Annotated in this window: 28 protein-coding genes and 1 tRNA gene; 16 read left to right on the plus strand and 13 right to left on the minus strand. The window is 58.2% G+C overall.

The window, feature by feature from the left end; all coding sequences use genetic code 11:
* Nucleotides 1-20: 20 nt before the first annotated feature.
* Nucleotides 21-1,166, plus strand: a complete 1,146-nt coding sequence (locus Q1A44_RS19095) for a zinc ABC transporter substrate-binding protein (protein WP_299628495.1) — start codon at nucleotides 21-23, stop codon at nucleotides 1,164-1,166.
* Between the two features lie 3 nt (nucleotides 1,167-1,169).
* On the opposite strand, the gene Q1A44_RS19100 is transcribed toward Q1A44_RS19095, so the two are convergent.
* Nucleotides 1,170-2,399 (minus strand): FAD-binding domain-containing protein, encoded by a 1,230-nt coding sequence (locus Q1A44_RS19100; RefSeq protein ID WP_299628498.1) that lies wholly within the window; start codon nucleotides 2,397-2,399, stop codon nucleotides 1,170-1,172.
* A 131-nt stretch (nucleotides 2,400-2,530) separates the two neighbouring features.
* Between Q1A44_RS19100 and Q1A44_RS19105 the strand changes: the two genes are divergently transcribed.
* The 6 genes from Q1A44_RS19105 to Q1A44_RS19130 all read left to right on the plus strand — a co-directional run bounded on the left by Q1A44_RS19105 (nucleotide 2,531) and on the right by Q1A44_RS19130 (nucleotide 6,385).
* On the plus strand, nucleotides 2,531-3,169 hold the full coding sequence (locus tag Q1A44_RS19105) for an ATP-dependent Clp protease proteolytic subunit (protein ID WP_299628500.1): 639 nt from the start codon (nucleotides 2,531-2,533) through the stop codon (nucleotides 3,167-3,169).
* A gap of 179 nt (nucleotides 3,170-3,348) precedes the next feature.
* Entirely contained in the window at nucleotides 3,349-4,614 is a 1,266-nt protein-coding gene (gene clpX, locus Q1A44_RS19110; protein ID WP_299628502.1) for an ATP-dependent Clp protease ATP-binding subunit ClpX, read from the plus strand.
* Between the two features lie 137 nt (nucleotides 4,615-4,751).
* Entirely contained in the window at nucleotides 4,752-5,108 is a 357-nt protein-coding gene (locus Q1A44_RS19115; protein WP_299628504.1) for a RidA family protein, read from the plus strand.
* A 69-nt stretch (nucleotides 5,109-5,177) separates the two neighbouring features.
* The gene (locus Q1A44_RS19120) at nucleotides 5,178-5,561 is read left to right on the plus strand and encodes an NADH:ubiquinone oxidoreductase subunit NDUFA12 (RefSeq protein WP_299628506.1); all 384 of its coding nucleotides are present in this window, start codon (nucleotides 5,178-5,180) and stop codon (nucleotides 5,559-5,561) included.
* Nucleotides 5,562-5,570: 9 nt separating this feature from the next.
* Nucleotides 5,571-6,023, plus strand: a complete 453-nt coding sequence (mlaD, locus tag Q1A44_RS19125) for an outer membrane lipid asymmetry maintenance protein MlaD (protein WP_299628508.1) — start codon at nucleotides 5,571-5,573, stop codon at nucleotides 6,021-6,023.
* Entirely contained in the window at nucleotides 6,023-6,385 is a 363-nt protein-coding gene (locus Q1A44_RS19130; protein WP_299628510.1) for a DUF2155 domain-containing protein, read from the plus strand. Before mlaD ends, Q1A44_RS19130 begins: the two co-directional genes overlap by 1 nt.
* On the opposite strand, the gene aat is transcribed toward Q1A44_RS19130, so the two are convergent.
* The 8 genes from aat to Q1A44_RS19170 all read right to left on the minus strand — a co-directional run bounded on the left by aat (nucleotide 6,349) and on the right by Q1A44_RS19170 (nucleotide 14,420).
* Complete coding sequence (aat, locus tag Q1A44_RS19135) at nucleotides 6,349-6,990, minus strand: leucyl/phenylalanyl-tRNA--protein transferase (protein ID WP_299628512.1); 642 nt, start codon at nucleotides 6,988-6,990, stop codon at nucleotides 6,349-6,351. The genes Q1A44_RS19130 and aat overlap by 37 nt on opposite strands.
* A gap of 88 nt (nucleotides 6,991-7,078) precedes the next feature.
* On the minus strand, nucleotides 7,079-8,425 hold the full coding sequence (gene accC / locus Q1A44_RS19140; RefSeq protein WP_299628514.1) for an acetyl-CoA carboxylase biotin carboxylase subunit: 1,347 nt from the start codon (nucleotides 8,423-8,425) through the stop codon (nucleotides 7,079-7,081).
* A gap of 10 nt (nucleotides 8,426-8,435) precedes the next feature.
* Nucleotides 8,436-8,921: an acetyl-CoA carboxylase biotin carboxyl carrier protein gene (gene accB / locus Q1A44_RS19145; protein WP_299628516.1), complete on the minus strand. Its 486-nt coding sequence runs from the start codon at nucleotides 8,919-8,921 to the stop codon at nucleotides 8,436-8,438.
* 206 nt (nucleotides 8,922-9,127) lie between these two features.
* The gene (locus Q1A44_RS19150) at nucleotides 9,128-9,883 is read right to left on the minus strand and encodes an ABC transporter ATP-binding protein (RefSeq protein WP_299628518.1); all 756 of its coding nucleotides are present in this window, start codon (nucleotides 9,881-9,883) and stop codon (nucleotides 9,128-9,130) included.
* Nucleotides 9,884-9,895: 12 nt separating this feature from the next.
* Nucleotides 9,896-10,660: an ABC transporter ATP-binding protein gene (locus Q1A44_RS19155; protein WP_299628519.1), complete on the minus strand. Its 765-nt coding sequence runs from the start codon at nucleotides 10,658-10,660 to the stop codon at nucleotides 9,896-9,898.
* A gap of 10 nt (nucleotides 10,661-10,670) precedes the next feature.
* A complete protein-coding gene (locus tag Q1A44_RS19160) occupies nucleotides 10,671-11,915 on the minus strand; it encodes a branched-chain amino acid ABC transporter permease (protein ID WP_299628520.1) in 1,245 nt (414 codons plus the stop codon).
* A gap of 6 nt (nucleotides 11,916-11,921) precedes the next feature.
* Complete coding sequence (locus Q1A44_RS19165; protein ID WP_299628521.1) at nucleotides 11,922-12,953, minus strand: branched-chain amino acid ABC transporter permease; 1,032 nt, start codon at nucleotides 12,951-12,953, stop codon at nucleotides 11,922-11,924.
* A 129-nt stretch (nucleotides 12,954-13,082) separates the two neighbouring features.
* Nucleotides 13,083-14,420, minus strand: a complete 1,338-nt coding sequence (locus Q1A44_RS19170; RefSeq protein WP_299628522.1) for an ABC transporter substrate-binding protein — start codon at nucleotides 14,418-14,420, stop codon at nucleotides 13,083-13,085.
* A gap of 231 nt (nucleotides 14,421-14,651) precedes the next feature.
* Between Q1A44_RS19170 and Q1A44_RS19175 the strand changes: the two genes are divergently transcribed.
* The 5 genes from Q1A44_RS19175 to Q1A44_RS19195 all read left to right on the plus strand — a co-directional run bounded on the left by Q1A44_RS19175 (nucleotide 14,652) and on the right by Q1A44_RS19195 (nucleotide 20,732).
* Nucleotides 14,652-15,950, plus strand: a complete 1,299-nt coding sequence (locus Q1A44_RS19175; RefSeq protein WP_299628523.1) for a helix-turn-helix domain-containing protein — start codon at nucleotides 14,652-14,654, stop codon at nucleotides 15,948-15,950.
* Nucleotides 15,951-16,040: 90 nt separating this feature from the next.
* Nucleotides 16,041-16,415, plus strand: coding sequence for a response regulator (locus tag Q1A44_RS19180; protein WP_299628524.1), 375 nt, complete (start codon nucleotides 16,041-16,043; stop codon nucleotides 16,413-16,415).
* Nucleotides 16,412-16,720, plus strand: a complete 309-nt coding sequence (locus tag Q1A44_RS19185; protein WP_299628525.1) for a hypothetical protein — start codon at nucleotides 16,412-16,414, stop codon at nucleotides 16,718-16,720. The genes Q1A44_RS19180 and Q1A44_RS19185 overlap by 4 nt, the downstream gene beginning before the upstream one ends.
* Nucleotides 16,720-19,401, plus strand: coding sequence for an ATP-binding protein (locus Q1A44_RS19190; protein ID WP_299628526.1), 2,682 nt, complete (start codon nucleotides 16,720-16,722; stop codon nucleotides 19,399-19,401). The genes Q1A44_RS19185 and Q1A44_RS19190 overlap by 1 nt, the downstream gene beginning before the upstream one ends.
* A gap of 92 nt (nucleotides 19,402-19,493) precedes the next feature.
* Complete coding sequence (locus tag Q1A44_RS19195) at nucleotides 19,494-20,732, plus strand: FliM/FliN family flagellar motor C-terminal domain-containing protein (RefSeq protein WP_299628527.1); 1,239 nt, start codon at nucleotides 19,494-19,496, stop codon at nucleotides 20,730-20,732.
* Nucleotides 20,733-20,834: 102 nt separating this feature from the next.
* On the opposite strand, the gene Q1A44_RS19200 is transcribed toward Q1A44_RS19195, so the two are convergent.
* Together Q1A44_RS19200 and Q1A44_RS19205 are read right to left on the minus strand one after the other, a co-directional pair.
* Nucleotides 20,835-21,263 (minus strand): TIGR01244 family sulfur transferase, encoded by a 429-nt coding sequence (locus Q1A44_RS19200; RefSeq protein WP_299628528.1) that lies wholly within the window; start codon nucleotides 21,261-21,263, stop codon nucleotides 20,835-20,837.
* Nucleotides 21,264-21,314: 51 nt separating this feature from the next.
* Nucleotides 21,315-21,557, minus strand: a complete 243-nt coding sequence (locus Q1A44_RS19205) for a hypothetical protein (protein WP_299628529.1) — start codon at nucleotides 21,555-21,557, stop codon at nucleotides 21,315-21,317.
* A gap of 108 nt (nucleotides 21,558-21,665) precedes the next feature.
* Here Q1A44_RS19205 and Q1A44_RS19210 point away from each other — a divergent pair, with 108 nt between their 5' ends.
* A complete protein-coding gene (locus Q1A44_RS19210; protein ID WP_299628530.1) occupies nucleotides 21,666-21,929 on the plus strand; it encodes a DUF2312 domain-containing protein in 264 nt (87 codons plus the stop codon).
* Between the two features lie 9 nt (nucleotides 21,930-21,938).
* Here the strand turns inward: Q1A44_RS19210 and Q1A44_RS19215 are convergent, their stop codons facing one another.
* The gene (locus tag Q1A44_RS19215) at nucleotides 21,939-22,364 is read right to left on the minus strand and encodes a helix-turn-helix domain-containing protein (RefSeq protein ID WP_299628531.1); all 426 of its coding nucleotides are present in this window, start codon (nucleotides 22,362-22,364) and stop codon (nucleotides 21,939-21,941) included.
* A gap of 95 nt (nucleotides 22,365-22,459) precedes the next feature.
* On the opposite strand from Q1A44_RS19215, the gene Q1A44_RS19220 reads away from it, so the two are divergent.
* On the plus strand, nucleotides 22,460-22,891 hold the full coding sequence (locus tag Q1A44_RS19220; protein WP_299628532.1) for a GFA family protein: 432 nt from the start codon (nucleotides 22,460-22,462) through the stop codon (nucleotides 22,889-22,891).
* 21 nt (nucleotides 22,892-22,912) lie between these two features.
* Here the strand turns inward: Q1A44_RS19220 and Q1A44_RS19225 are convergent, their stop codons facing one another.
* Nucleotides 22,913-23,788, minus strand: a complete 876-nt coding sequence (locus tag Q1A44_RS19225; RefSeq protein WP_299628533.1) for a hypothetical protein — start codon at nucleotides 23,786-23,788, stop codon at nucleotides 22,913-22,915.
* Nucleotides 23,789-23,921: 133 nt separating this feature from the next.
* On the opposite strand from Q1A44_RS19225, the gene Q1A44_RS19230 reads away from it, so the two are divergent.
* Nucleotides 23,922-23,997, plus strand: a tRNA-Thr gene (locus tag Q1A44_RS19230).
* 160 nt (nucleotides 23,998-24,157) lie between these two features.
* Nucleotides 24,158-24,655 (plus strand): integrase arm-type DNA-binding domain-containing protein, encoded by a 498-nt coding sequence (locus Q1A44_RS19235; RefSeq protein ID WP_299628534.1) that lies wholly within the window; start codon nucleotides 24,158-24,160, stop codon nucleotides 24,653-24,655.
* Nucleotides 24,656-24,738: the final 83 nt, after the last annotated feature.

Below are 24,738 nucleotides of genomic sequence, written 5' to 3' on the forward strand. Positions count from 1 at the left end.
ATATAACAATGGAGTTCAAGATGCGTTATGCTATGGCTGCGATGATTGTGGGTATTGGTGCGGGTGCCGCGCAAGCCGAGGTGCCACGCGTTGCTGCGGATATTGCCCCTATCCATTCAATCGTTGCCGCGATCATGGGTGATGTGGGTTCGCCTGACCTGATCACCCCCCCGACGGCCTCGCCGCACAGTCATCAGATGCGCCCCTCCGAGGCGCGCGCGCTGGATCAGGCGGACATCGTGGTATGGGTAGGTCACGCATTGACACCGTGGTTGGAAGGTCCGGTCGGGACCCTCGCCGAAGGAGCTCATGTTATCGAGTTGATAGACCTGGACGGCACGGAACTGTTGGATGTGCGTGAGGGCGCGGCCTTTGGTGCGCACAATCACGATCATGGTCATGAGGAGCCGAAAGAGGCAGGACATGGTGATCACCAAGAGCATGCCCACGACAAAAAAGATGCGCATGAAGAAGATGGTCACGACGGGCATGCTGACGAAGAACATGCCCACGCTGACAACGGTCATGAAGAGCACGCGCAAGAAGATGAGCATGAACATGAGGAGCATGGACATGAAGTCGAACATGCGCATGGGCAGCACGCAGAGGCCCATGACGAACATGCAGGTCACGATGATCATGCTGGTCACGCGGCACATGGTTCAACAGACCCACATGTCTGGCTCGCCCCTGCAAACGCAGCTTTCTGGGCCGGTGTGATTGCAGAAGAGCTGGCGGAACATGATCCCTCAAATGCAGCAATCTACAAAGCCAATGCCGCTGAATTTATCAATGATTTGAAAGCGCTGGAGGCCGAAATCGAAGCGATGGTCGATCCTTATCGCGGCCGTCCCTTTGTGGTCTTTCACGACGCCTATCACTATTTCGAACATCGCTTTGACATCGAAGCGCTCGGGTCTGTTTCGACCGGGGATGCCGCGGCTCCCAGCGCGGGTCGCATGTCCGAACTTCAAGAGGCTGTCATGGCCACCGGGGCCGTATGTGCCTTGACAGAGCCGCAGTTCAATCCGGGTCTTCTGACAGCCCTTGGTCCAGTAAAACTGGGCGAGATCGACCCGCTGGGCGCCAAGCTTGAGCCGGGTCCGACACTCTACCCTGATCTGCTGCGCAATATGGGCAGCGCCTTGGCTGAGTGCCTGAGCTAAACACTAGGTTGCGGGGCTCAGGCCCCGCATCTGTCCAATCAGCGACGGGATTTTGTCCTTGAACCGGAAAAACCCGTGCGTGGCATGTGGCCAGGCGGCACTATCATAGGCGCGCCTGACGGCTTTGACTGGCGGTGCACCCTCGGCCCTTCTCAAACGGGCGATGAGGTCGGCGTTAGGGCCGACCGGCGCATAAGGTGTCACAATTTGCTGCAGGTCATTTTGAGCCGCCCAATCGACAATGGCCGAAACGCTCGCCGTTAGATGTGACATTTCCCCCAGTCTTTCGCCGTAGCGCCCCGCTGCATCGTCAGCGGCAGCCGTCGCGAAGGCGTCGACGTGCGGTGTGATGGCAAGCGGCGACAGGTTTTTGCGCGTGGTAACGATTGCACTGGCCCGCGGGGCAAGGCCCGTATCCAGAATGTAACCCGGGCTCAAGTCGTCGTCATGAAGCAACAGGCCGGTTCGTTTCGTGACCTCAAAGGTATCACTTTCTGGCAAGGCAGACCGCTCAGGCACAGGCGGCCCGGGAATGGCAGCGGCCTCGCCTGCTAACTGCCATTTCGGGGCATAGCGCCCTTCGGTATATTTGGAGATATTGGACGTGCGTGCCAGATAGGTTTTCCCCGGGGTCTGAATACCGGCAACCCACCGCCAGCCCAAAGTGTTGGACGCCGGATCGCCATCCAGCAAGTGACGCAGGAAAAAGTCCGCTCCCAATTCCCAGGGCAGGCGCAGTGTGAAAATCCAGATGGAGGCGAACCACATACGCGCGTGATTGTGCAAATACCCTGTTTCGACTAGTTCATTGGCCCAGGCATTGAAGCATTCGATTTCGGTCTGCCCTGTGCAGGCGGCTGTCCAACGGTCGCGCAGGCCGGATTGGGTTTGCACGGCATTCATCTGACCCTTGAGGGCCGATTTGTACTGGATCCAGACCGCAGGCCGCAATTCCAGCCAACCTTTCCAATAAGTGCGCCAAAACACTTCCTGAATGAACTTTTCGGCAGCTTGCGGGCTGTGGCGGCCCAATACGGCCTCCACGACCTCAGCTTCGGTCATGAGCCGTGCACGCAAATAGGGCGATAGCGTCGAAACGCCCACATGCCCATCCCGGCCCAGGTCGTAATTGCGGCGCGCGGCGTAATCGCGCCCTGCATGCGGAACAAAGGCGCTCAGCCGTTCAAGGGCGGCGCGGCGGGTCGGGGGAAATCGGGTCAGGGCATCTTGCATGAAAGCTGAGCTAGCGGGATGCGGTACCGGTTCAAGCGCCTTGCCGCCCCTTGCAGGTCCGAATGACCGATACTAAGACTCAAGTAACTTATTTGCGGGTATGGTCTCGCAAAGTGTGACGAGGCAGAAATATGCGCGACCCCATCGAACAATATTCCCATTTCACCAACAATCTCGTGCCCATGGTTGTCGAACAGACCAGCCGGGGCGAACGGGCCTATGACATCTTTTCCCGCCTGCTCAAAGAACGGATCATTTTCATCAACGGTCCGATCCATTCAGGAATGAGCCATCTGGTCGTGGCCCAGCTGCTGCACCTTGAGGCGGAAAATCCCTCGAAGGAAATCAGCATGTATGTGAATTCGCCCGGTGGCGAGGTAACAGCCGGTTTCTCGATCTATGACACGATGCAATACATCAAACCGAAAGTGTCCACGCTCATTTGTGGCATGGCGGCATCCATGGGGTCGGCCATTGCCATCGGTGGTGAGCCGGGCATGCGCTTTGCCCTGCCAAACTCCGAAGTGATGGTGCACCAGCCCTCGGGTGGCTCGCAAGGCATGGCGGCTGACATCCTGATCTCCGCTCGCCACATCGAGCGGACCCGCGAACGCATGTATCAAATGTATGTCAAACACTCGGGCCAGGACTATGACACTGTTCAGAAAGCTCTGGACCGTGACACATGGATGACACCGGATGAAGCCAAGGCATGGGGCCATATCGACGAGATCGTCGAAAACCGCGCCAAAGGCGACGACGAAGCATAAATGCCGGTTGTGCCTCTGCCCGGAATGCATGCATTTTCGGTGCTGCACAAAGGGACGTGGCAAACTGGCAAAAAGACGATTGTGGACCCCGCGGGGCTGTCCTAAGCTGGCAGTCAACGCGGGGCGCGCCGGGTCAAACCGGCACCTGAAATGGCGGCGACTGCCGGGAAGGACGCGACATGGCCACGAATTCTGGCGGCGACAGCAAAAACACTCTCTATTGCAGCTTTTGCGGCAAGAGCCAGCACGAGGTCCGCAAGCTGATCGCAGGCCCGACGGTCTTTATCTGCGACGAATGCGTCGAGCTTTGCATGGACATCATCCGCGAGGAAACAAAAGCATCGGGCTTGAAATCCACCGACGGTGTGCCGACACCCAAGGACATCTGCGAGGTCCTTGACGATTATGTGATCGGTCAAGCGATGGCCAAGCGGGTCTTGTCGGTTGCCGTGCACAACCACTACAAACGCCTTAATCACGCCCAGAAGGGTGGGGATATCGAGTTGGCGAAATCGAATATCCTGCTGATCGGTCCGACGGGTTGCGGCAAGACACTTCTGGCCCAAACGCTGGCGCGCATTCTGGATGTACCCTTCACGATGGCTGATGCCACGACGCTGACCGAGGCGGGTTATGTGGGTGAGGACGTGGAAAACATCATCCTCAAATTGCTCCAATCTTCGGAATACAATGTCGAACGTGCGCAGCGCGGCATCGTCTATATCGACGAGGTCGACAAGATCACGCGCAAGTCTGAAAACCCTTCGATCACCCGAGATGTGTCGGGCGAGGGCGTGCAACAGGCGCTGCTCAAGTTGATGGAAGGCACGGTCGCCTCTGTCCCACCGCAAGGCGGGCGCAAGCACCCTCAGCAGGAATTCCTGCAAGTGGATACGACCAACATCCTGTTCATCTGCGGCGGTGCCTTTGCGGGCCTCGACAAGATCATCGCCGCGCGCGGCAAGGGTTCGGCCATGGGTTTTGGCGCGGATGTACGCGACAACGATGAACGCGGCGTCGGCGAAGTCTTTACCGATCTTGAGCCTGAGGATCTTCTGAAATTCGGTCTGATCCCCGAATTCGTCGGTCGTTTGCCAGTTCTTGCGACGCTTGAAGATCTGGATGAAGATGCGCTTGTTACCATCCTGACCCAGCCCAAGAACGCGCTCGTCAAACAGTATCAACGCCTGTTCGAACTTGAAGATACGGAATTGACCTTCACCGATGATGCGCTGAGCGCAATCGCCAAGCGTGCGATTGAGCGTAAGACAGGGGCGCGGGGCCTTCGTTCGATCCTTGAAGACATTTTGTTGGATACGATGTTTGAACTGCCGGGTCTTGAATCAGTGACCGAAGTGGTTGTGAACGAAGAAGCGGTGAACTCCGATGCTGCACCGCTTATGATCCACGCTGAAGCGGAGAAAGAGCCGGCAAGCGCGGGTTGACCTAATGGCGTACCAAAAACTGCGCCTTATGGAGAGCCGCAGTCCGTCGTGGAAAGCATCGTAACAAGTGCGCGCCGCATGACACGTGCCGGTAAGTCGTACCTGCGTTGGATCTGTATTCAAAGGATGCATGAACAGTGAAACGTATCTCAACCGGTGGCGAATTTGAGGGCAAAGTCGGCTACTGCCGCGCGGTTGTTGCGGGCGGTTGGGTGCATATTGCAGGAACAGTTGGGCAAGGCGATACTGTCGTCGAACAGTGCCGTGACGCATTGCGTATCATCCACGGGGCTCTGAGGCAGGCGGGTGCCGATTGGCAGGATGTGGTGCGCGTCACCTACATGTTGCCTGACCGGACCGAGTTCGAGCCCTGTTGGCCGATCCTTGCCGCGACCTTTGGTGATCATCCGCCCGCGGCGACCATGATCGAATGTGGTTTGATTGACCCCAAATACCGGATCGAGATCGAAGTGACAGCGCTGTTGCCCGCCTGAGGCACCAAGTCCTCTGGACGCCGCACGACGCTTGCGGCATAGAAGAGGGGAAACCGTCGGAGGCAAGAGATGGGCATTCTCAATACACTTTTGCGCAGTGTCACTTGGTGGAACGGCCAGACGCTGAACACACAGTTGTTCACGTGGCGCAAAGGCACCAAAGTTGGCGAAGACAGCCAAGGCAACGTCTTTTACCGCGATGCCGACGACATCCGCCGCTGGGTTATCTACAATGGCGAGGCCGAGGCGAGCCGCGTAGACCCTGAATGGCATGGTTGGTTGCATCATACTTGGAATGAACCTCCAACGGACAAGCCCTTGGTTCGCAAAACTTGGGAAAAGCCGCATCAGCCCAACCTGACTGGTACGGCCATGGCCTATGCGCCTGCCGGTTCGATTCGTAGGGCCGACCCGGCCGACCGTGCAGATTACGAAGCCTGGACACCGGAATAGGCCGCCGCAATGTCAGAGAACACCACCGAAGTTGTCGTGGGAGGCGCTGTGCTTGCCGCAGCGATCGCCATCGCAGTGTACGGCGCCCAAATTGGCGGGTTGAGCACCGGGGGCGGGGCGACTTACCCGCTAACAGCCAGCTTTCGCAGCCTTGAGGGGGTGAGCGTCGGCACTGATGTCCGATTGGCGGGCGTGAAGATTGGCACCGTGACAGATGTGGAACTCAACAACACCACATTTCGTGCCGACACGACGGTTGCTTTGCGCAGCGACACCGCGATCCCGGACGACAGCGCCATCGTCATCAGTTCCGAAGGGCTGTTGGGCGGCAATTTTGTCGAAATCGTTCCGGGGGGATCGCCCTTCAATTTTGAACCTGGGGCAGAGATTACGGACACCCAAGGGGCAGTTAGCCTGATCTCGCTGCTTCTGAAATTCGTGTCTGGCGGCGAGGGCCAGTGATGCGCGCCGCCGCGCTCGTTCTTGGCTTGCTGCTGACCGGGACGGCCGCTTCAGCGCAGGAACAGACACAAACGGCGTCGGGCGCTGTGCTGCGCGGATTGGACAAATTCAGTGGCGCAGTTGTGGACATCGAATTGCCCGCCGGTCGCACCGTGCAATTCGAACGTTTGAACATTACCTTGACGGAATGTCGGTATCCCGTGGGAAACCCGTCGGGCAATGCCTATGCAGGGCTGCAAATCACTGAAGTTGGCCGCGAAGGCGCGGTCTTTTCTGGTTGGATGGTCGCCTCGTCCCCGGCACTTAATGCAATGGAACATGCACGCTATGATGTTTGGGTCATGCGTTGCGTGACCTCATAAAGCGTGGTCGACGGAGCAGCCTCAAACTCTGCTGGTTGTTCCAGTGCTGAAAAAAGCAGCTGGCGATAGCGTCCGCGTGTAATTTCGACCGCGCCCAAAGAGGCGAGGTGATCTGTCAGAAATTGCGTGTCAAAGAGCTGAAAACCGCCTTGCCGCAAACGGTCTACACACACGGCCAACGCCATTTTGGATGCGTTTGTGCGCCGCGAAAACATACTCTCGCCAAAGAAAGCAGCCCCCAGCACAACGCCGTAGACCCCTCCGACCAGCTGCGAGCCTTCCCAGATTTCGACGGAATGCGCATGGCCGCTGCGAAACAATGCAGAGTAAAGACGTCTGATCTCGGGATTGATCCACGTGTCTGAGCGGTCGGCGCAGCCGTCCACGACTTCCTCGAAATCGGCATTGATGCGGATGTCCCAGGTGCTTTTGCGCATTGCCCGGGCCAAACTGCGTGAGATGTGAAAACTGTCCAGCGGCAGGACGCCCCGCATGCGCGGATCAACCCAAAACACTTCTGGATCATCACGGCTTTCCGCCATCGGGAAAATGCCATTGGCATAGCCCTGAAGCAGAAGTTCCGGCGTGATTACAAAGTCTTTCATCGGCGTTCCGCAAAATGCGCCCGCCCAAGGTTGCCGGACGGTGACGCCTTAGCCTATCGCCATCCGCGCCGTGACGGAACCGCCCGTTCTAGCCGTTGTACTGTTCAAGCCAGTGTTCGAGCCAATGAATGTTGTACTGGCCTGTGTGGATGTCCTGTTCCGCAAGCAATGCGTGAAACAAGGGCACTGTGGTGTCGATCCCGTCAATGATCAGTTCGCCAAGCGCCCGGTTCAGTCGCGCCAATGCTTCGGGCCGGTCACGCCCATGTACGATCAGTTTTCCGATCAGACTGTCGTAGTAGGGTGGAATGACATAGCCGTCATAAAGCGCCGAATCCATCCGGACGCCAAGCCCGCCGGGCGCATGGTATTGCGTGATCCGACCCGGAGAAGGTGAGAAATTCGGCAGCTTTTCTGCATTCAGACGGACCTCAATGGCGTGGCCGTTGATTGCCAGATCCTCTTGCTGGAACGACAGGTCCTTGCCTGCGGCCACAAGGATTTGCTCACGTACCAGATCGACGCCAAAGATGGCCTCGGTCACGGGATGTTCGACCTGCAGGCGCGTGTTCATCTCGATGAAATAGAACTCGCCGTTCTCATAGAGAAACTCGATCGTGCCCGCACCGGTGTAATTGATATTGGCCACCGCATCTGCGCAGACCTTTCCAATGGCAGCGCGTTCTTCGGCACTGATCGCGGGGCCGGGGGCTTCTTCAAACACCTTCTGGTGGCGACGTTGCAGCGAGCAATCCCGCTCGCCCAAGTGTACGGCGCGGCCCTTGCCGTCGCCAAAGACCTGGATTTCGATGTGGCGCGGTGTGGTCAGGTATTTCTCGATATAGACTTCGTCGTTGCCAAAGGCGGCTTTGCCCTCGGCCCGCGCAGTCATAAACGCGCTTTCCATGTCAGCAGCGGATTGCGCCACCTTCATGCCGCGCCCACCGCCACCGGCTGTCGCCTTGATGATGACGGGATATCCGAACTCCTCGCCAATTGCCTTGGCGTCTTCCAACGTCGCTACACCCCCGTCCGATCCAGGAACGCAGGGCACGCCAAGGGCCTTCATCGTGTCCTTGGCAGTGATCTTGTCGCCCATGACGCGGATATGTTCCGCCGTGGGGCCGATAAAGGTCAGGCCGTGATCTTCGACGATCTGCACGAATTGTGCGTTTTCAGACAGGAAACCATAACCGGGGTGGATCGCCTCGGCGCCGGTGATTTCGCAGGCCGAAATGATGGCTGGAAAGCTGAGATAGGATTGCGTGGACGAAGGCGGGCCGATGCAGACGCTTTCGTCGGCCATACGTACATGCATGGCGTCTGCATCTGCGGTGGAATGGACGGCCACGGTGGCAATGCCCATTTCGCGCGCGGCGCGAATGACCCGCAGCGCAATTTCGCCCCGGTTTGCAATCAGGATTTTCTTGAACATGCTCCGCCCCTTATTCGAGGATGACGAGCGGTGCGCCAAATTCGACGGCGGCCCCATCGTCCACCAGGATGCGTTTCACAGTGCCAGCCCGGGGCGAGGGGATGTGGTTCATGGTTTTCATGGCTTCCACAATCAACAGCGTGTCCCCTTCAGAGACCTGTTGGCCCACTTTGATGAACGAGGGCGCGCCGGGTTCGGCCTGCATATATACTGTGCCGACCATCGGCGAGGTCACCGCGCCAGGATCTTCGGCGGGATCCGTTGCGGCCGCGGTTGGTGCCGGTGCAGCAGCGGCCTGTGTTGGGGCGGCGGCAGGTGCGGCGACTGCAATCGGTGCGGCTGCTTGCTGGATGATCTGACGCGAGACGCGCACATTCAGGCTGTCATCCTCGCCATATTCGCGTTTGACCTGCAATTCTGTCAGGTCATTTTCGCGCAGCAGTTCTGCCAGGGCCCGGATAAAGGCCACATCTGAGTCATGTTTGGTTTTTGTCATTCTTGTCCTCAACCGGTTGGCTTTGGTCGCGGGACCCGAAACGGGGCGCGCCTTGTCTTGCTCCGTTCGGGTTATAACGGGGGACAGCCACGGTGGAAAGCGCCCTTGATGACCTTGGGGCAGGGCAGGGGCCAGTTGCGACCGTATCGAACAAAAAACGAGACCGAAGCCTCGCTTTTCTAAGGTTTTGCATGGGCCTGAGCGGGTCAGATTGCCAGGTATTCGGCCCTCAATTCTTCGTTTTCGAGGACTTCAGAGGCCGATCCGTCAAAGACAATTCCGCCGGTATCCAGAATCACGGCCCGGTCAGCCAGTTGCAATGCACGCACCGCATTCTGTTCGACGATGACGGTGGTGATGCCCTGCTCTTTGATGATGGCGAGGGTCTTTTCAATCTCGTCCACGATCACGGGCGCCAGGCCCTCATAGGGTTCGTCCAGCAACAGCACCTTGATGTCGCGGGCAAGTGCGCGGGCGATGGCAAGCATTTGCTGTTCGCCGCCCGACAGGGTCGTGCCCTCTTGGGTTCGCCGTTCGCCCAGGCGCGGGAAGAGGTCATAGAGCCGTTCGATGGACCATCCGATGGGCGGTGCAATCTGCGCCAGTTTCAGGTTTTCCTCTACCGTGAGGCCGGGAATGATCCGACGGTCCTCGGGCACAAGGCCCAGACCGGCCTGGCTGGCTTCGTGGCTGGACATGTTGTGCAGCGGTTTGTGGTCGAGCCAGATCTCGCCATGGGTGACCTGCGGATCGCCAATGCGCGCGATGGACCGCAGTGTCGAGGTTTTGCCCGCCCCGTTGCGGCCCAACAGGGCGAGGATCTCGCCCTCGTGTACGTTAAAGCTGATGCCCTGCACGATATAGCTTTCGCCGTAATAGGCGTGCATGTCCCAAACGCTGAGAAATGCGGGCGCGGTTTGGGCGTGGTTGATGCCCTTTGAGAAGTCGGGTTTGACGTTCATCTGTTCAGCTCCTTATGCCGCATCCTGGGATTCACCCAGATAAGCTTCGCGCACTTTGGGGTGGCCCTTGATATTGTCGGGCGTGTCCTCGACCAGCGGGGTGCCCTGGGCCAGCACGGTGATCCGCTCGGCCAACGAGAACACCACATGCATGTCGTGTTCGATGATCGAGATGGTGATGTCGCGCTCTTCCTTGATCTGCTTGAGCAGGTCGATCGTGTTGTTGGTGTCTGCGCGCGCCATGCCGGCGGTGGGTTCATCGAGAAGCAACAGGCGCGGTTCTTGGGCCAGACACATGCCAATCTCCAGCCGCCGTTTGTTGCCGCGCGACATGGTAGCGGCATTGTCATCGCGCGCATCAGCCATGTTCATCTCTTCGAGCATCTGTTCGGCCCGTTCGACAATCTCCTTGTCCTTCATCATGTTAATGATCGCATTGGCCGTGAACGACCCGTCGCGTTTGGCAAAGCAGGGGATCATCATGTTTTCCAAAACGCTCAGATCGCCAAAGATCTCGGGCGTTTGGAACACGCGGCTGATGCCCATCTGATTGATCTCAAACGGTTTGCGTCCAAGCACGGATTGTCCGTCGAACATGACCGAACCGGTGTCGGGGATCAGCTTGCCCACCAGCACGTTCAGCAGCGTGGACTTGCCCGCCCCGTTCGGTCCGATGATTGCATGGACGGAATTTTCCGCAACGCTCAGGTTCACATCGCCGAGCGCTTGCAGCCCGCCAAACCGTTTCCCTACGTTTTTGACTTCGAGAATGCCCATTGGTCTCTCCTTATTCCGCAGGTGTGGTTTTGCCGTCAGGCGTTTTGGTGCTTGGCTTCTTGCGCTTGAAAAGACGCGCAATCCGCTGTCCACCTTCAACCAGGCCACCAGGCAGGAAGATGACAACCGCCATGAAGATCAGGCCAAGTGTCAGGTGCCAGCCTTTGCCAATGAACGGGTAGATCAGCGTGATGACGAAATCTTCTAACCCGTCGGGCAGGAAGGCAAACCAGGTGTGCAGAATGTCGGAGTTGATCTTGGACAGGATGTTTTCCATGTACTTGATCGCACCGGCACCCAGGACGGGCCCGATCAGCGTGCCGACGCCCCCGAGGATCGTCATCAGAACAACCTCGCCAGAGGCGGTCCAGAACATACGCTCGGGGCCTGCAAGAGGGTCCATCGAGGCCATCAAACCACCGGCAAGCCCGGCATACATGCCCGACACCACAAAGGCCGCCAGCATATAGGGTTTGGCATTCAGCCCGGTGTAATTCAGCCTGTGCTGGTTCGACTTGATCGCGCGCAGCATCATCCCAAAGGGTGAGCGGAAGATGCGGATCGACAGGTAGAAGGACAGAAGCATCACCAGAGCGGCAAAGTAGTAGCCGACCGAGAAAGTGAAGACCCAGTCGCCCACATTCATCTCGACAGCGCTGCGCATCTCAAGGCCAAAGATGTTTGGCACGGGGATGTTGCCCTCGCCTGCGGTTTGCTGACCAAAGATGCGCGGATCTTCGAGGGTGAGTTGCAAGCCGGTTTCGCCGCCAGTCAGACCCTTTTGCAGCAAGCCCTGGCGATCCGGGCCGTCCATGTCAGTGGCCAGAACGGAGTACGCCAGCGAATAGGACATCATGGCAAAGGCGAGGGTAAGGATCGAGAAGTAGATACCCGAGCGCCGCAGGCTGATATAGCCGATCAGCACTGCAAAGAGGCCGGACGTCAGGATCGACAGGCCCAGAGCGGGCAATACGTTCATCCCAAAGAGTTTAAACATCCACATCGCGGCATAGGAACCCACACCCAGAAAAGCGGCGTGGCCAAAGCTTAGATAGCCGGTCAGACCGAACAGGATGTTGAACCCGATGGCAAAGACCCCAAAGATGACAAAGCGTTGCATCAGGTCGGGATAGCCCGCGTTGAACTGTGCCATCGCTGATCCTTCAGGGAAGGGGTTCAGCAAGAAGGGCGCGAAAATGACCAGCCCTGCAACAAGAAGCAGCAGATAGGTGTCTTTTTTGTTAAGTCCGAGCATGGCTGATTAGTCCTCCATCACGCCTTTGCGGCCCATAAGGCCCCTAGGGCGGGTGAGTAGAATGATGATTGCGACCAGATAGATGATGATCTGGTTGATGCCGGGCAGGATATCGAGAACCTCGCGCATCGACGCAAAGCTTTCCACGATGCCGAGCAGGAAGCCCGCGAGCACAGCCCCGGGCAGCGAACCCATGCCGCCGACGACGACCACGACAAAACTCAGCACAAGGAAATCCATGCCCATGTGATAGTTCGGCGAGTTGATGGGTGTGTACATGACGCCTGCCAGTCCGGCGACTGCGGCTGCGATTCCGAACATCAGGGTAAAGCGGCGGTCAATGTTGATACCCAAGAGCTGCACTGTTTCCCGATCGGCCATACCGGCACGAACAACCATCCCAAAGGTGGTGAACTGCAGGAAGGCAAAGACACCACCGATGATCAGAGCCGCGAACATGAAGTAAATGATCCGCCAGTAAGGATAGATGATCTGCCCTGCGTCGAAGCCCATGAGAGCGCCAAAATCGAACGAGCCGGTAAAGGCCGACGGGGCGGGGGTGGGGATCGGGTTGGCACCGTAGTAATACTTGATGATCTCTTGCAGGACGATGGCCAGGCCAAAGGTCACGAGGATCTGGTCCGCATGGGGGCGATGATAGAAGTGTTTGATCAGCCCACGCTCCATTATGACACCGATCCCGATCATGACCGGGATCGCGAAAAGGATCGAAAGCGGGACGGCCCAGTCGATAATCGCATCGCCCGTGGCTTGTCCGAACCAGTCATAGACGTAAGGCACCTCAACCTTGAGAGGGTTGCCGAGGAAGTCGGTCTGCGTGTCATCAATGACCGTGTGGCTGAGCGAGATGATCCGGCTGAGCGTCACCGCGCAGAATGCGCCGATCATGAACAGTGCCCCGTGGGCGAAGTTGACCACCCCAAGCGTGCCAAAAATGAGGGTGAGCCCAAGCGCAATGAGCGCATAGGCCGAGCCCTTGTCGAGCCCGTTGAGAATTTGGAGGATTATCGCTTCCATCGGTCTGACCTTTGCCTTGGAACGTTTGCACACCTGTCCCAGGGCGCGGAACGCGCAGGGCAGTGCTTAAAACTGTGGGGCGGGGAAGGATGGGCGCGAACGCCCATCCTGAAGCTTGCGTAACGAGAGTTACGCGCCGGGGTTGCAGGTACCCAGATCGCCGCCAAAGATGGATGCGTCGTAGGTGACCTGGCTGACAGGTGTGACTTCCACGATTTCGAGAAGGTCGAACTCGGACGTCGGGTTCTCTTTCCCCTTCACGACCAGCACGTCCTTGAAGCACTGGTGATCTTCGCCACGATAGAGCGTTGGGCCGTTGCCCATGCCGTCGAATTCGAAGTCCTTGAGCGCTTCGCCGACCGCACAGGGGTTGAACGAACCGGCCCGCTCCACGGCATCCGCATAAAGCAGGGCCTGAACGTAGCACGTGTGCGCCGCTTGGGAGGGTGGGAAGCCGTATTTCGTACCAAACGACTGCACGAACTGTTTGGAACCTTCGTCGGTCAGCGACCAGTGCCAGTTTGTCGAACCAAAGATCCCCTTCACGTTGGCACCCGCACCCTTCGCCATCAGGCGGGAGTAGAGCGGAACAACGATCTCGAAGTTCTTGCCGTTTGCGATCCGATCGCGCAGGCCAAACTGAACCGCGTTGGTCAGCGAGTTCACCATGTTGCCGCCGTAGTGGTTCAGAACCAGAACGTCCGCATCCGACTGCAGAACAGGCGTGATGTAGGACGAGAAGTCGGTCTGTGTCAGTGGCGTCAGAACGGTGCCGACTGTTTCCCAACCCATGGCTTCGGTCGAGGTCCGCACCGCTTCTTCGGTGGTGTAACCCCAGTTGTAGTCCGCCGTCAGGTGGTAGGCCTTGCGGTCTGTGCCGTAGTTGTTGGCAAGCACGGGCGCGAGGGCCGCACCGGTCATGTAGGAGTTGAAGAAGTGACGGAAACCGTTGGCCTTCTTGTCCTTACCGGTGGTGTCGTTGGAGTGGGTCAGACCCGCCATGAAGATAACGCCTGCCTCTTGGCAGAGCGCTTGCACAGCCACAGCCACACCCGAGGATGAACCGCCGGTGACCATGATGGCGCCGTCTTTTTCGATCATCGACCGGGCCGAGGCACGGGCCGCGTCCGATTTGGTCTGTGTATCGCCTGTGACGTATTCGACCTTCTTGCCCAGAATGCCGTTACCTTTCAGCGCCTTGGACGAGAATGTGTTCAGCAGACCGCCGTCGCCTTCACCGTTCAGGTGCTCGACCGCCAGTTCATAGGCGCGCAGTTCGTCGGCGCCTTCATCCGCATAGGGGCCCGACTGTGGCACGTTGAAGCCCAGTGTAACGGTTCCGCCTGTTGGCGCGTTGGTAAAGCCTGCGTGGCTGGCCGCCGACAGATATGTAGGCAGCGCAAGGCCTGCACCGGCAACAGCGCCGGTTTGCAGAACGCCGCGACGCGTCAGGTTCATCTTGGACATAAATATCCTCCCAATTGTTGAAATGCGCAGCCGGGCTCCTCTTCCACGGCTGTGCGGCACCTATTAGTGCAAAGGTTTTATCACCCGGTTACCGAAAATGACGCAATAAACCCTTTGTTTTTCACAACTATTTTGTAAATATATCCACAAGGTTGGCGGCGGTTTTGTAAATTCACTTATGTTGCAGCGCAGAAACGCATTGAAATAACTCACAAAGGCTAGGTGTATACAATGGCACGCGAAGCTCTCACCGGCAGTCGCATCCGCGAGCGGCGCATCATTGCGGGTCTCAAACAGGCCGATCTTGCCCGCAGGATCGGCATTTCGGCATCCTACCTCAACCTGATTGAACACAATCGGCGCAGAATCGGCGGCAAACTGCTGCTCGACATCGCCGGTGCGCTGGGAGTAGAGGCGTCCGCTTTGACCGAAGGGGCGGAGGCGGCCCTTATTGCTGCTTTGCGCGATGCGGCTCATGGAACCGGCGTGCCCGAAGCCGAGATGGATCGGGCCGAAGAGTTTGCAGGCCGTTTTCCCGGCTGGGCTGATGCGCTCGCCGCATCCCATCGCAAGACCAGCAGCCTGGAACGTGCGGTTGAAACCCTTAGTGACCGACTGGCGCACAACCCGGAGCTGGCTGCATCGGTCCATGAGGTGCTGTCGACGGCCGCTGCCATTAGGTCGACGGCCTCCATTCTTGCCGAGGACAAGGACCTCGACGCCTCATGGCGGGAACGCTTTCATGCCAATATCAACGAGGACAGTCGCCGCCTTGCGGCCAGTTCCAAGACCCTTGTGGGTTTCCTTGATGCCGAAACAGGGGAGGCTGCGGTTTCAAGCACACCCCAAGAAGAGGTGGAGGCGTTTCTGGCTGCGCACGAGTTCAACTTTGCCGAACTCGAAGCCGGAAATGTGCAGCCCGCCGATCTTGTTGATGGTGCAATTGAACTGTCGTCCAACGCAGCCCGGCACGTCGCACGCGACGTTCTTGAACGTACGGTTGCAGACAGTCGCCGCCTCGCGATGAGCAATCTTGTCGCGGTTTTGCCTAAACTCGGTCCAGATCCCGTTGCGCTGTCGCGGCACTTTGATCTGCCGGTGATCACAATCATGCGTCGCCTAGCCTCCGTTCCCGGGTTGGGATTGGGACTGGTTGTGGCGGATCGGTCCGGGGCACTGTTGTTTCGTAAAGGGGCTGTGGGCTTTACGATCCCGCGTTTTGGGGCGGCGTGCCCGCTCTGGCCACTGTTCCAGGTCATGGGTCAGCAGGGGCATCTGCTGTGTCAGCGTGTGCAGGTGCCTGGTCGCACGGAGGCGGTGTTCGATTGCTTTGCAGCCGCCGAGGCGACGGGCCCGCTAACCGTAAACGAACCGCCATTGATTGAAGCCACGATGCTGATCGTGCCGGTGCCCGGCCCGGAACAGCTTGCCGGTGCGACACCTGCTGAAATGGGTGCTTCGTGTCGGATCTGTTCGCGGCGCGGATGCAGTGGCCGCCGCGAGCCTTCAATCCTGAGCGAAGGGTTTTGAGGGTTTTGACAGATGTCTCAAAAACTGCACATAGTTGTCAGGCGCTGAACACGGCCGAAGGCCAGGCGCGTCAGGGGAGGAGACCGGGGCATGGACAAGCATGTTCTGCTGATCGAGGACGAGATGAATATCATCGAGGCCATTCGCTTTTTGCTGAGCCGAGAAGGCTGGCAAGTGGATACCCATTCCGATGGTTTGACGGCGGTAGATGCCATCCGGCAAATGCGCCCCAATCTGGTGATCCTTGATTATATGCTGCCGGGCAAAAACGGCCTCGATATCCTGACCGAATTGCGTGAAGACGGTGATTTTTTAGAGCTACCGGTGCTGATGTTGACCGCACGCGGCCAAAGTCGCGACCGCGAGATGGCCGAAAAGGCTGGAGTGAGCCGTTTTATGACCAAGCCGTTTTCCAACACAGAAGTTGTCACGGCGGTGCGCGATCTGGTGCAGTTGGCGCGATGACCACGCCTCAGCAGCCCCCGGTTTTCCTGGAGCGGCGCAGCTATCGCCAACGCCGGTTGATGGACGCCTTGCGTCTTTTACCGATCTTCGGGGTTTTATTGTGGATGTTCCCCTTGTTCTGGCCTGCCACGCAGGATGAAACGGCACAGGCCGCGCCAATCCCGATGTCTGCGGCCGTCATCTATGTGTTTGTCGTTTGGTTTGTGCTGATTGCGTCGTCGTTCGCGCTACGCCACATTCTGCGCCCGACCTTTGAACAGCAGGCTGCGGATCTGGGCGAGGCAGACGCGAGCGAGGCGCGCTGATGGCGTCCGTCAACCAACTGATCGGCGTCAGCCTCGGCTATGTTGTGTTCCTTTTTGCTGTGGCCTTTTTTGCCGAAAGGGCCGCAGTGCGCGGGCGGCGCGGCTGGCTTGGCTCACCCATGGTCTACACTCTGTCGCTGTCGATCTATTGCACCGCTTGGACGTTTTATGGTGCCGTGGGTTACGCGGCCCGCTCGGGGATGGAGTTCGTTACGATCTATCTGGGGCCGAGCCTGGTTATGATCGGCTGGTGGTGGATTTTGCGCAAGCTCGTCAGGATCGGCCGGGCCCAGCGGGCCACATCGGTTGCTGACCTCATTTCCGCCCGCTACGGCAAATCCAATCTGTTGGCCGTTGTTGTCACCGTCATGGCGGTGATCGGCGTGACCCCATATATTGCCCTGCAATTGCAATCAGTGACCCTGTCGCTGTCGGTCTTTTCTGGCCCTGTGGGCGAAAACAGCTTTAACCAACCCGGTGCCGCATTTTGGATTGCGGTTGGTTTGGCGCTGTTCACTGTGCTCTTTGGCACCCGCAATCTCAATGCAAACGAACGACATGATGGGGTCGTCATCGCCATTGCGGTCGAGGCGGTGGTCAAGCTTGTGGCCCTGATGGCTGTTGGCATCTTCGTCGTTTGGGGTATCGCCGGGGGTATTGGCCCGATGATGGAACGGATCGACGCCTCGCCTATCGGTGAATGGAACATCGACCGCAGCCGTTGGATCGCCCTCACAGCCTTGTCGGCGGCGGCGTTTCTGTGTTTGCCCCGGATGTTTCAGGTCATGGTGGTCGAAAACCAGGACGAGCGGCACTTGCAAATCGCCAGTTGGGCCTTCCCGCTTTACCTGTTGTTGATGAGCCTGTTTGTGGTGCCCATCGCGGTCATCGGCCTTGATCTGATGCCGGCGGGCGCAAACCCTGATCTGTTCGTGCTCACCGTACCGCTGGCCGAGGGGCGCGTGGGCCTTGCAACTCTCAGCTTTCTGGGTGGATTTTCTTCGGCCACGTCCATGGTGATCGTGGCGACCCTCGCCTTGGCGACCATGGTGTCAAATCACGTTGTGATGCCCCTGTGGCTGAGCATGCGCGAAGAGGGGGCAACCGTTTCCGGCGATGTACGCGATGTTGTGATCCTGGCCCGACGCGCCTCGATCCTTGTGATCATTGGTCTCGGCTATCTCTATTACCGGTTTTCGGGGGGCGGCGCGGCACTGGCAGCGATCGGTCTGATCTCTTTCGTGGGGGTGGCCCAATTCCTGCCCTCTATGCTGGGCGGTATCTTTTGGCGCGGTGCCACGCGGTCCGGAGCACTGACCGGATTGATCGTGGGCTTTGCCGTATGGGTTTATTGCTCGCTCTTGCCCAGTTTTGGGCCCGGGTCGATCTACAGCCTGTCGATGTTTGAAAACGGTCCTTGGGGGATCGCCAGCCTGCGTCCCGAAGCGCTTTTTGGTATCGCGGGCCTTGATCCGACCGTGCATGCGGTTGTGTGGTCCTTGACGCTGAACACTTTTGCCTTCCTCGTTGTATCGCTGTTGTCCTTTCCCGGCCCGCTTGAGCGGTTGCAGGGCGCGCAATTCGTCAACGTGTTTGATCATTCGACCCAGACCCGGGGCTGGGACGCGGCCTTTGCCACCTCTGAGGATCTGATGATCATGTCGCAACGCATCCTTGGCTCGGAAGAGGCCCAAAACCTCTTTCGAGCTGAGGCGCGCAGGCAAGGGGTGCGTGGACATCTGCCCGAGCCGACCCAGGCATTTCTCCAGCAATTGGAGCGGGAGCTGGCCGCCTCGGTCGGATCTGCTACGGCGCACGCGATGATCAGCCAACTGGTTGGCGGAGCGTCCGTTTCGGTCCAGGACCTTATGGCGGTGGCGGACGAATCTGCGCAAATCCTGGAATATTCCAACCGGCTTGAAGCCAAGTCCGCAGAGTTGAGCCGCACCGCTCTGAAACTGCGTGAGGCAAACGAAAAGCTTACGGCACTGTCCGTGCAAAAAGATGCCTTCCTCAGCCAGATCAGTCACGAATTACGGACGCCGATGACATCCATTCGCTCGTTCACCGAAATTCTGCGCGACACTGAAGGTTTGGGTCATGTGGAAAAAAACAAATACGCCACGATCATCCATGGCGAGACGATCCGTCTGACGCGGCTTCTGGATGATCTGCTGGACCTGAGCGTGCTTGAAAACGGCCAGGTCAACCTGAATGTGGAAACAGGTCGGTTAAGCGACGTGTTGGAGCAAGCCGTTGTCACCGCTCAGGCGGCTGCCACAGGTCCGGTGGCCATCAAGCGGCGGCACCTGGACGAGGCGATCCTTTTGACGACCGATCTTGACCGGCTCAGCCAGGTTTTCATCAATCTGATCACAAATGCCCAGAAATACTGTGACGCGTCCGCGCCGGAACTTACCATTGATGTGCGCAATGTGAATGGCGCAGTCTCTGTCGTGTTTGCGGATAACGGCACGCCGATTGCGGTTCAGTCGCGGGCCGTGATCTTTGAAAAATTTGCCCGGATCGACGATAGCGAAGGGTCCGGCGCGGGCCTTGGGCTCGCAATTTGTCGCGAGATCATGACACGTTTGGGCGGCGATATTCGCTATGAGCCTGCCGCGACGGGCAACGCATTTGTCGTTGATCTGCCTGCGCCAGAGGCTCTTGCCGCACAGTAAACCGACCCAATCGGCGCAGAAATAAAGTGGTTGGTAACCAATCGCGGCTAATCCTTGCCCAGCATCAAGGGACCAGAAGGTCATCAGAGGGTATGGGCGAAACCAGGTCACAGTCAGTTCTGGGGCGCATTGCGACGGCAGGGCGCGAGGATCATCAGGCGCGCGCCATGACCTTGCAAAAGGCCATGCGCGTGACACTTGCCAAAGTGGCCGATGCCCAGATGGACCTTGCTTTGTCGGTGATTGGTGCTGTGGTTCAAAAGGTGCAGGGCGACGCGGTTGAGGCGCTCTTGGATGATGCGGCCCTGCTCTTGTTGCTGGATGGGCCAACCTCGGCGCGGGGGGCTGCGCTGATTGATCCGGTTCTGGTTGGCGGGTTGATTCAGCAACAAACGATTGGAACGGTGCGCCCCGACGCGGGAACGTCCCGCCCGATGACGCGGACCGACGCGGCCATTTGTGCACCTGTGCTGGACGACATGTTTGCACGCGTGCATGCCATTTTGGACGCGCCGGAGGATGCTCGGCTGGTCGATGGCGTTCGCTTTGGTGCCAAGGCGGATGACGCCCGATCGCTTGCGATGATGCTGGATGCCCAGGAATACTCGGTTTTTCGCCTGACCCTTGATTTGGCGCGTGGTACGCGACAGGGGGAACTGGTGCTGATCCTGCCGAAACCTGAGCCGCGCAAAGCAATGGGTGATCCCGATAATGCACCAGCGGAGGGGGTCAAAGCCCCACCTGTAATGTCCAAGGTGGTTATGGAGCTCAACGCCGACCTCAACATGATCTTGTGCCGTCTCAACCTCTCTTTGAGGTCGCTTCAAGGATTGCAGGTAGGTGACGTTCTCAAAATTCCGGCGGGCCAATTTCCCAACGTGCAGATCAGCACTGGCACCGGCAAGATCGTGGGCAAGGGCACTGTCGGCCATGTGGATGGGGTGCGCGCGGTCAAACCCAAACGCAAACCGCTCCATGCGACGCAGCCATTGCGTCGGGCGTCAGATCAAGAGTTGGTCGATATGCCAGATGTGGAAGAGATCGGCAGCGATCCACGCGCAACTGCGAGACGCGAAAAAGATTCGGTGCCGTCGCGCCCTGCTCCCGTGACGCAAGCCGATGGTGCGGAGGAGGCGGTGGACTTGCCAGATTTGCCGGATCTTGACGCGCTGGCCGAGGCGGTCGATGCCCCTGAAGTGCCAGAAAACTTGCCCGTGGCGGTTCCGAACATCGACATGGAGTTGCCGCCGTTAGACGACTTGCCTGATCTAGCGGATTTACCCGATCTCGCGGACCTGCCGGACTTGGAAGAACTTTCGAAGGCGAGCTAGGTCCATGACTGAAAGGCGGGTCTTCAAACCAGCGATTTCAAGGCGCAATTCGTGCATGGGTCAGAAAGCAGTGCCGATGCGGGCAAACGGATGCTGCGCGGTTCAGGCGCGCGCAGCAATCGCATCAAGGGTGGGACGCAAATTCTCAAGGTCGTACCCGCCCGCCCGGGCAGCCGCCAATATTTCATCCGTAGGAAGCTTGCCCGCCTGACCCAAGGCCCACACAACCGTGCACCGTGTGCCAGAAGCGCAATAAGCCAGCACGGGGCCTGCGCTTTCGGCGACAAATTGCGCCTGCGAGGCTGCAACCTCGGGGGTCATCGTGGTGTGGGTCAAAGGCAAGCGAATAAAGGCCAATCCTGCTGCCTTGGCGGCCGCTTCGACCGCATCGGCCTGCAAAGGCGGGGGCACTTCGATGTCGGGTCGATTGCAGATCACGGTGGTGATACCCAAACGGGCGGCTTCGGCCATGTCAGAGGGGTCAACCTGTGGGGAAACGAAATAAGTCGGGGTAATTTGACGCATATCCATAGGAAGCAGAGATATGCGGTGCCTGTTGCTCTGTCCAGCGGTGCGGGCGCGTTAGGCCAGGAAAATGCCGATGATGACCAGCATCAAGCCAATGACGGACAAAAACAGCGCTCCCAGGTTGCGCGGCAACACCTTTTGCAGCACTGCGCGCATCTCGTCATCGGCCAGTTTGGCGCGCCGTGCGCGCCATACCACAACCACACACCACATCAGGCCAAAGAGCCCCAATAATGAAATGGCTGCACCGCCCCAGATCAGGCCGTCAAAAAGGGTGAATGTCGATGTCGTTTCCATGGCGCCGACCTATCCCAAGCCTGCCCGCAGGGCAAGCGCGCGTGACCCCTTGCAGGGGTGCGGTGGCATCGGTATCCAACAGCCCAACCCAAGTTCCAGGAGAGCCCGATGTCCGACACCGCCACCAACGCCGAAAGCTACCGCGTCACCGCTGATGAGCTGCGCCAGTTCATCGAACGGATCGAGCGACTGGATATGGAAAAGAAGGACATTGCAGACCAACAAAAGGAAGTCATGGCCGAAGCCAAGGGACGCGGTTACGACACCAAGGTGATCCGCAAAGTCATCGCTTTGCGTAAACGTGACAAAGACGATATTGCCGAGGAAGAGGCCGTGCTGGAAATGTATAAAGAAGCGCTGGGCATGGGCTGAGCTCCGCGCTCAGTCTTCTTCCCAGACCGGCGTGTATTTCAGTCGGCGCAAGGGCATTTCCCCTTCGGTCAAGAGCCCCATTCGCACCGCTTGACCGCTGCGCTTGTCGGTTAGGGCCAGCGCGGATTTGCCATCCTTCAGGTGCTTGTCGCCCCATTGCATTAGCGTCAGGATCACCGGGATCAGGTCGCGCCCCTTACTCGTTAGCCGGTATTCGTACCGCGTGCGCGCCGAGCCATCGCGATAAGCTTCTTTCTTGGCAAGCCCATTGTCGACGATTGCGGCAAGCCGCCCCGAGAGTACGGATTTCGGAATGCCGATATCGGCCTGAATGTCCGAGAATCTCGAGACCCCGTAAAACATCTCGCGCAGGATCAACCAGGTCCACCTGTCCGGCAGCACGTCAAGGGCCTGCGCTGCCCCACAGTGTTCCACGGGGACGGGGCTTTTGCGGGGTATGGCGTTTTCTGAGTTTGACAAATGAACCTAGGCCGTTAATGTCATCAATGTTCCCCCATTGGTATCGCGACATGTCCGATCAGACCACCCAAAACGACCCTTTAGCAGGCGGATGTTATTGCGGCGCTGTGCGTTTTGAAGTGGTGGAGCCTGCCATTGGCCAAGGGCAATGTCATTGTCGTGCCTGCCAGCATATCGCGGGCGGCGCCCCACAGTATTTTTTGTTGGTCCCAAAAGATGGATTGCATTGGTCAGGCAAAGGCTGCGCCACTTTCAAGAAGCCTGATTTGGAAGACGCGGTCACCCGGTATTTTTGTCCCGATTGCGGCACGCACATCGCGACCCGTCGGCCGGATCAAAGCGCCTGGGTTCTCAAAGTCGGAACGCTGGATGATCCAAGCGACTTCGCGCCTCGTTTTGCAATCTGTTATGCGCAAGCGCAGCCTTTCCACATGGTGCCGGATGGAATTCCTGTGTTTGATGATATCCCTAACCGTGCCTGAGACGTGGATGCCCCTGCCGGTTTACGGCGCGATAAACGTCACACCCGGGATCCGAGCGACGGCCGTCATGTCTTCTTCGTAAAGGTCGGTCATGGTGTCGATCGTGTCTTCGTTCCAGCCGGGCGCGTTCAGCTCTTCTTCGATCTCGTCCTCAATGGCGAATTTGTCGAGGAAAGCGGCAATGACCCGCCGTTTCTGCATCTCGGTCATGGTGGGGTGGGATTTGAGATAGGCCCGAAACCGCTGCATCCCGTCCTTCGTCATGATGTCGGACAACAGGTCAAACCCACCGACAATTTTCTCTCCATGCTCCAGCCCCGCCATTTCGCGAATGATCTGCGCCCAAAGCATCGGCATATCCTCAAAGCACCAAGCGGTGATGTTGACCTGCGGTGCCGCCGCGCGGATCGCGCTCAACGTATCGGACCAGCTAATTGCAAAGGGGTCTGCACCGCGCAAAAAGGCCGACATGTCATCCTGCGGGGCAGCCTCGAACAACGCTGGCAAAAAGGTGCCTGGATTGCGCAAGGCCAGAAAAAGCTCGATCTCGTCATGCGGAAAGAGCGCAGCAAGCTGCGCCATACGCTGCGGCGCACCTTCATAGATCATTCCGTTGCGCACACAGGCCCGCGGTGCACCAAAAAGAAACATGTGTGACAAGATCATCCGGTCGGCATTTTCATCGTCCAGAATCATATCCAGCAACACATCACGTGCATCCGGGGCAGGGGCGTTGTCTTGCATGGCGGCCAAAGTTTCGCGCAGCAAGGTTCGATATTTACTGGGCCCGGGCACGGCAATCCCGCGCTTGGAAAAGTCTTCCTTGTTGCGCAGCAAACACCTAACCAGCCGCTCTTCTTCGGTGAAATGTGCGCCTGCGTGAAGAACAAGTTGCATCGGTGATCCGTGACCTGCGGTTGGTTTTGCGTTGTTGCGAGGTATATCGAAGTTTTCGCCGGATAAAACTACCCTGCTGGATGCAAAAACAGTCTTGCACGTAGGCGCGAAGGGCATTACGAGGCCTGCCAGTGCCCCTATAGCTCAGCTGGTAGAGCAACTGATTTGTAATCAGTAGGTCCGCGGTTCGAGTCCGTGTGGGGGCACCATCATTCTTTTTCATAGACAACCAGATCGCATCCAAATACCTTTGATTTATAGTTATTTTTTGTTTCGATCTAACCATACCGCATCACATCACCTCACTGTTTTTCCTAATGCTGAGGTGGCCCAAAGGGTGGGCTAAAGGTAGGTGCTGAAAGGTGGGCTATGACACTTTTGAACGCGTTAACCCAACTCAAGGTGAAAAACCTTGGCCCCGGCAAGCACTTTGACGGCCAAGGTTTGATGCTGGTGAAGAGCCGGAAAGAGACTGGGAAGTGGATGTTGCGCCTGACTGTTGCGGGAAAGCGGCGGGAAATGGGTCTGGGTCGTTGGCCCGATGTACCACTTTCCGAAGCGCGGGAACGCGCATCTGATGCGCGTCGGAAATTACGCGATGGGATTGATCCGATACAGGCGCGGCAGGTTACGATGCGCCGGGAGCAACGGCTGACGGTAGCCGACGCGATTGAGCAGTGCTTTGTCGCACGCCAGGCCGAGCTCAAGAATGACGGGCAAGCGGGCCGGTGGCTCTCTCCCCTTTCGGTGCATGTCATTCCGAAAATTGGAACGATGGCGGTCGAGGACGTTGATCAGCATGTACTTAAGAAGACGCTCGACCCGATCTGGCATGAAAAAGCCGATACCGCACGAAAGGCGATGTGAACCGCTCCGGGTTTACCGGAGACCTATAGCTTCATTTCACGCGACCATATCGAGCACGTCGCGCTGTGCATAGAAGTTCTGTT

The organism is uncultured Tateyamaria sp. (genome assembly GCF_947503705.1).
GTDB lineage: Bacteria > Pseudomonadota > Alphaproteobacteria > Rhodobacterales > Rhodobacteraceae > Tateyamaria.

What these genes read in the sequence shown, in the direction of transcription:
- Q1A44_RS19220 (WP_299628532.1), top strand. Translation starts at nt 22,460, where the DNA reads ATGTCCGATCAGACCACCCAAAACGACCCTTTAGCAGGCGGATGTTAT.
- accC (WP_299628514.1), bottom strand. Translation starts at nt 8,425, where the DNA reads ATGTTCAAGAAAATCCTGATTGCAAACCGGGGCGAAATTGCGCTGCGG.
- Q1A44_RS19155 (WP_299628519.1), bottom strand. Translation starts at nt 10,660, where the DNA reads ATGGGCATTCTCGAAGTCAAAAACGTAGGGAAACGGTTTGGCGGGCTG.
- Q1A44_RS19200 (WP_299628528.1), bottom strand. Translation starts at nt 21,263, where the DNA reads ATGGATATGCGTCAAATTACCCCGACTTATTTCGTTTCCCCACAGGTT.
- clpX (WP_299628502.1), top strand. Translation starts at nt 3,349, where the DNA reads ATGGCCACGAATTCTGGCGGCGACAGCAAAAACACTCTCTATTGCAGC.
- Q1A44_RS19095 (WP_299628495.1), top strand. Translation starts at nt 21, where the DNA reads ATGCGTTATGCTATGGCTGCGATGATTGTGGGTATTGGTGCGGGTGCC.
- Q1A44_RS19205 (WP_299628529.1), bottom strand. Translation starts at nt 21,557, where the DNA reads ATGGAAACGACATCGACATTCACCCTTTTTGACGGCCTGATCTGGGGC.
- Q1A44_RS19185 (WP_299628525.1), top strand. Translation starts at nt 16,412, where the DNA reads ATGACCACGCCTCAGCAGCCCCCGGTTTTCCTGGAGCGGCGCAGCTAT.
- Q1A44_RS19210 (WP_299628530.1), top strand. Translation starts at nt 21,666, where the DNA reads ATGTCCGACACCGCCACCAACGCCGAAAGCTACCGCGTCACCGCTGAT.
- Q1A44_RS19170 (WP_299628522.1), bottom strand. Translation starts at nt 14,420, where the DNA reads ATGTCCAAGATGAACCTGACGCGTCGCGGCGTTCTGCAAACCGGCGCT.
- Q1A44_RS19100 (WP_299628498.1), bottom strand. Translation starts at nt 2,399, where the DNA reads ATGCAAGATGCCCTGACCCGATTTCCCCCGACCCGCCGCGCCGCCCTT.
- Q1A44_RS19165 (WP_299628521.1), bottom strand. Translation starts at nt 12,953, where the DNA reads ATGGAAGCGATAATCCTCCAAATTCTCAACGGGCTCGACAAGGGCTCG.
- mlaD (WP_299628508.1), top strand. Translation starts at nt 5,571, where the DNA reads ATGTCAGAGAACACCACCGAAGTTGTCGTGGGAGGCGCTGTGCTTGCC.
- Q1A44_RS19160 (WP_299628520.1), bottom strand. Translation starts at nt 11,915, where the DNA reads ATGCTCGGACTTAACAAAAAAGACACCTATCTGCTGCTTCTTGTTGCA.
- Q1A44_RS19190 (WP_299628526.1), top strand. Translation starts at nt 16,720, where the DNA reads ATGGCGTCCGTCAACCAACTGATCGGCGTCAGCCTCGGCTATGTTGTG.
- Q1A44_RS19175 (WP_299628523.1), top strand. Translation starts at nt 14,652, where the DNA reads ATGGCACGCGAAGCTCTCACCGGCAGTCGCATCCGCGAGCGGCGCATC.
- Q1A44_RS19225 (WP_299628533.1), bottom strand. Translation starts at nt 23,788, where the DNA reads ATGCAACTTGTTCTTCACGCAGGCGCACATTTCACCGAAGAAGAGCGG.
- aat (WP_299628512.1), bottom strand. Translation starts at nt 6,990, where the DNA reads ATGAAAGACTTTGTAATCACGCCGGAACTTCTGCTTCAGGGCTATGCC.
- Q1A44_RS19195 (WP_299628527.1), top strand. Translation starts at nt 19,494, where the DNA reads ATGGGCGAAACCAGGTCACAGTCAGTTCTGGGGCGCATTGCGACGGCA.
- Q1A44_RS19180 (WP_299628524.1), top strand. Translation starts at nt 16,041, where the DNA reads ATGGACAAGCATGTTCTGCTGATCGAGGACGAGATGAATATCATCGAG.
- Q1A44_RS19130 (WP_299628510.1), top strand. Translation starts at nt 6,023, where the DNA reads ATGCGCGCCGCCGCGCTCGTTCTTGGCTTGCTGCTGACCGGGACGGCC.
- Q1A44_RS19235 (WP_299628534.1), top strand. Translation starts at nt 24,158, where the DNA reads ATGACACTTTTGAACGCGTTAACCCAACTCAAGGTGAAAAACCTTGGC.
- Q1A44_RS19105 (WP_299628500.1), top strand. Translation starts at nt 2,531, where the DNA reads ATGCGCGACCCCATCGAACAATATTCCCATTTCACCAACAATCTCGTG.
- Q1A44_RS19150 (WP_299628518.1), bottom strand. Translation starts at nt 9,883, where the DNA reads ATGAACGTCAAACCCGACTTCTCAAAGGGCATCAACCACGCCCAAACC.
- accB (WP_299628516.1), bottom strand. Translation starts at nt 8,921, where the DNA reads ATGACAAAAACCAAACATGACTCAGATGTGGCCTTTATCCGGGCCCTG.
- Q1A44_RS19120 (WP_299628506.1), top strand. Translation starts at nt 5,178, where the DNA reads ATGGGCATTCTCAATACACTTTTGCGCAGTGTCACTTGGTGGAACGGC.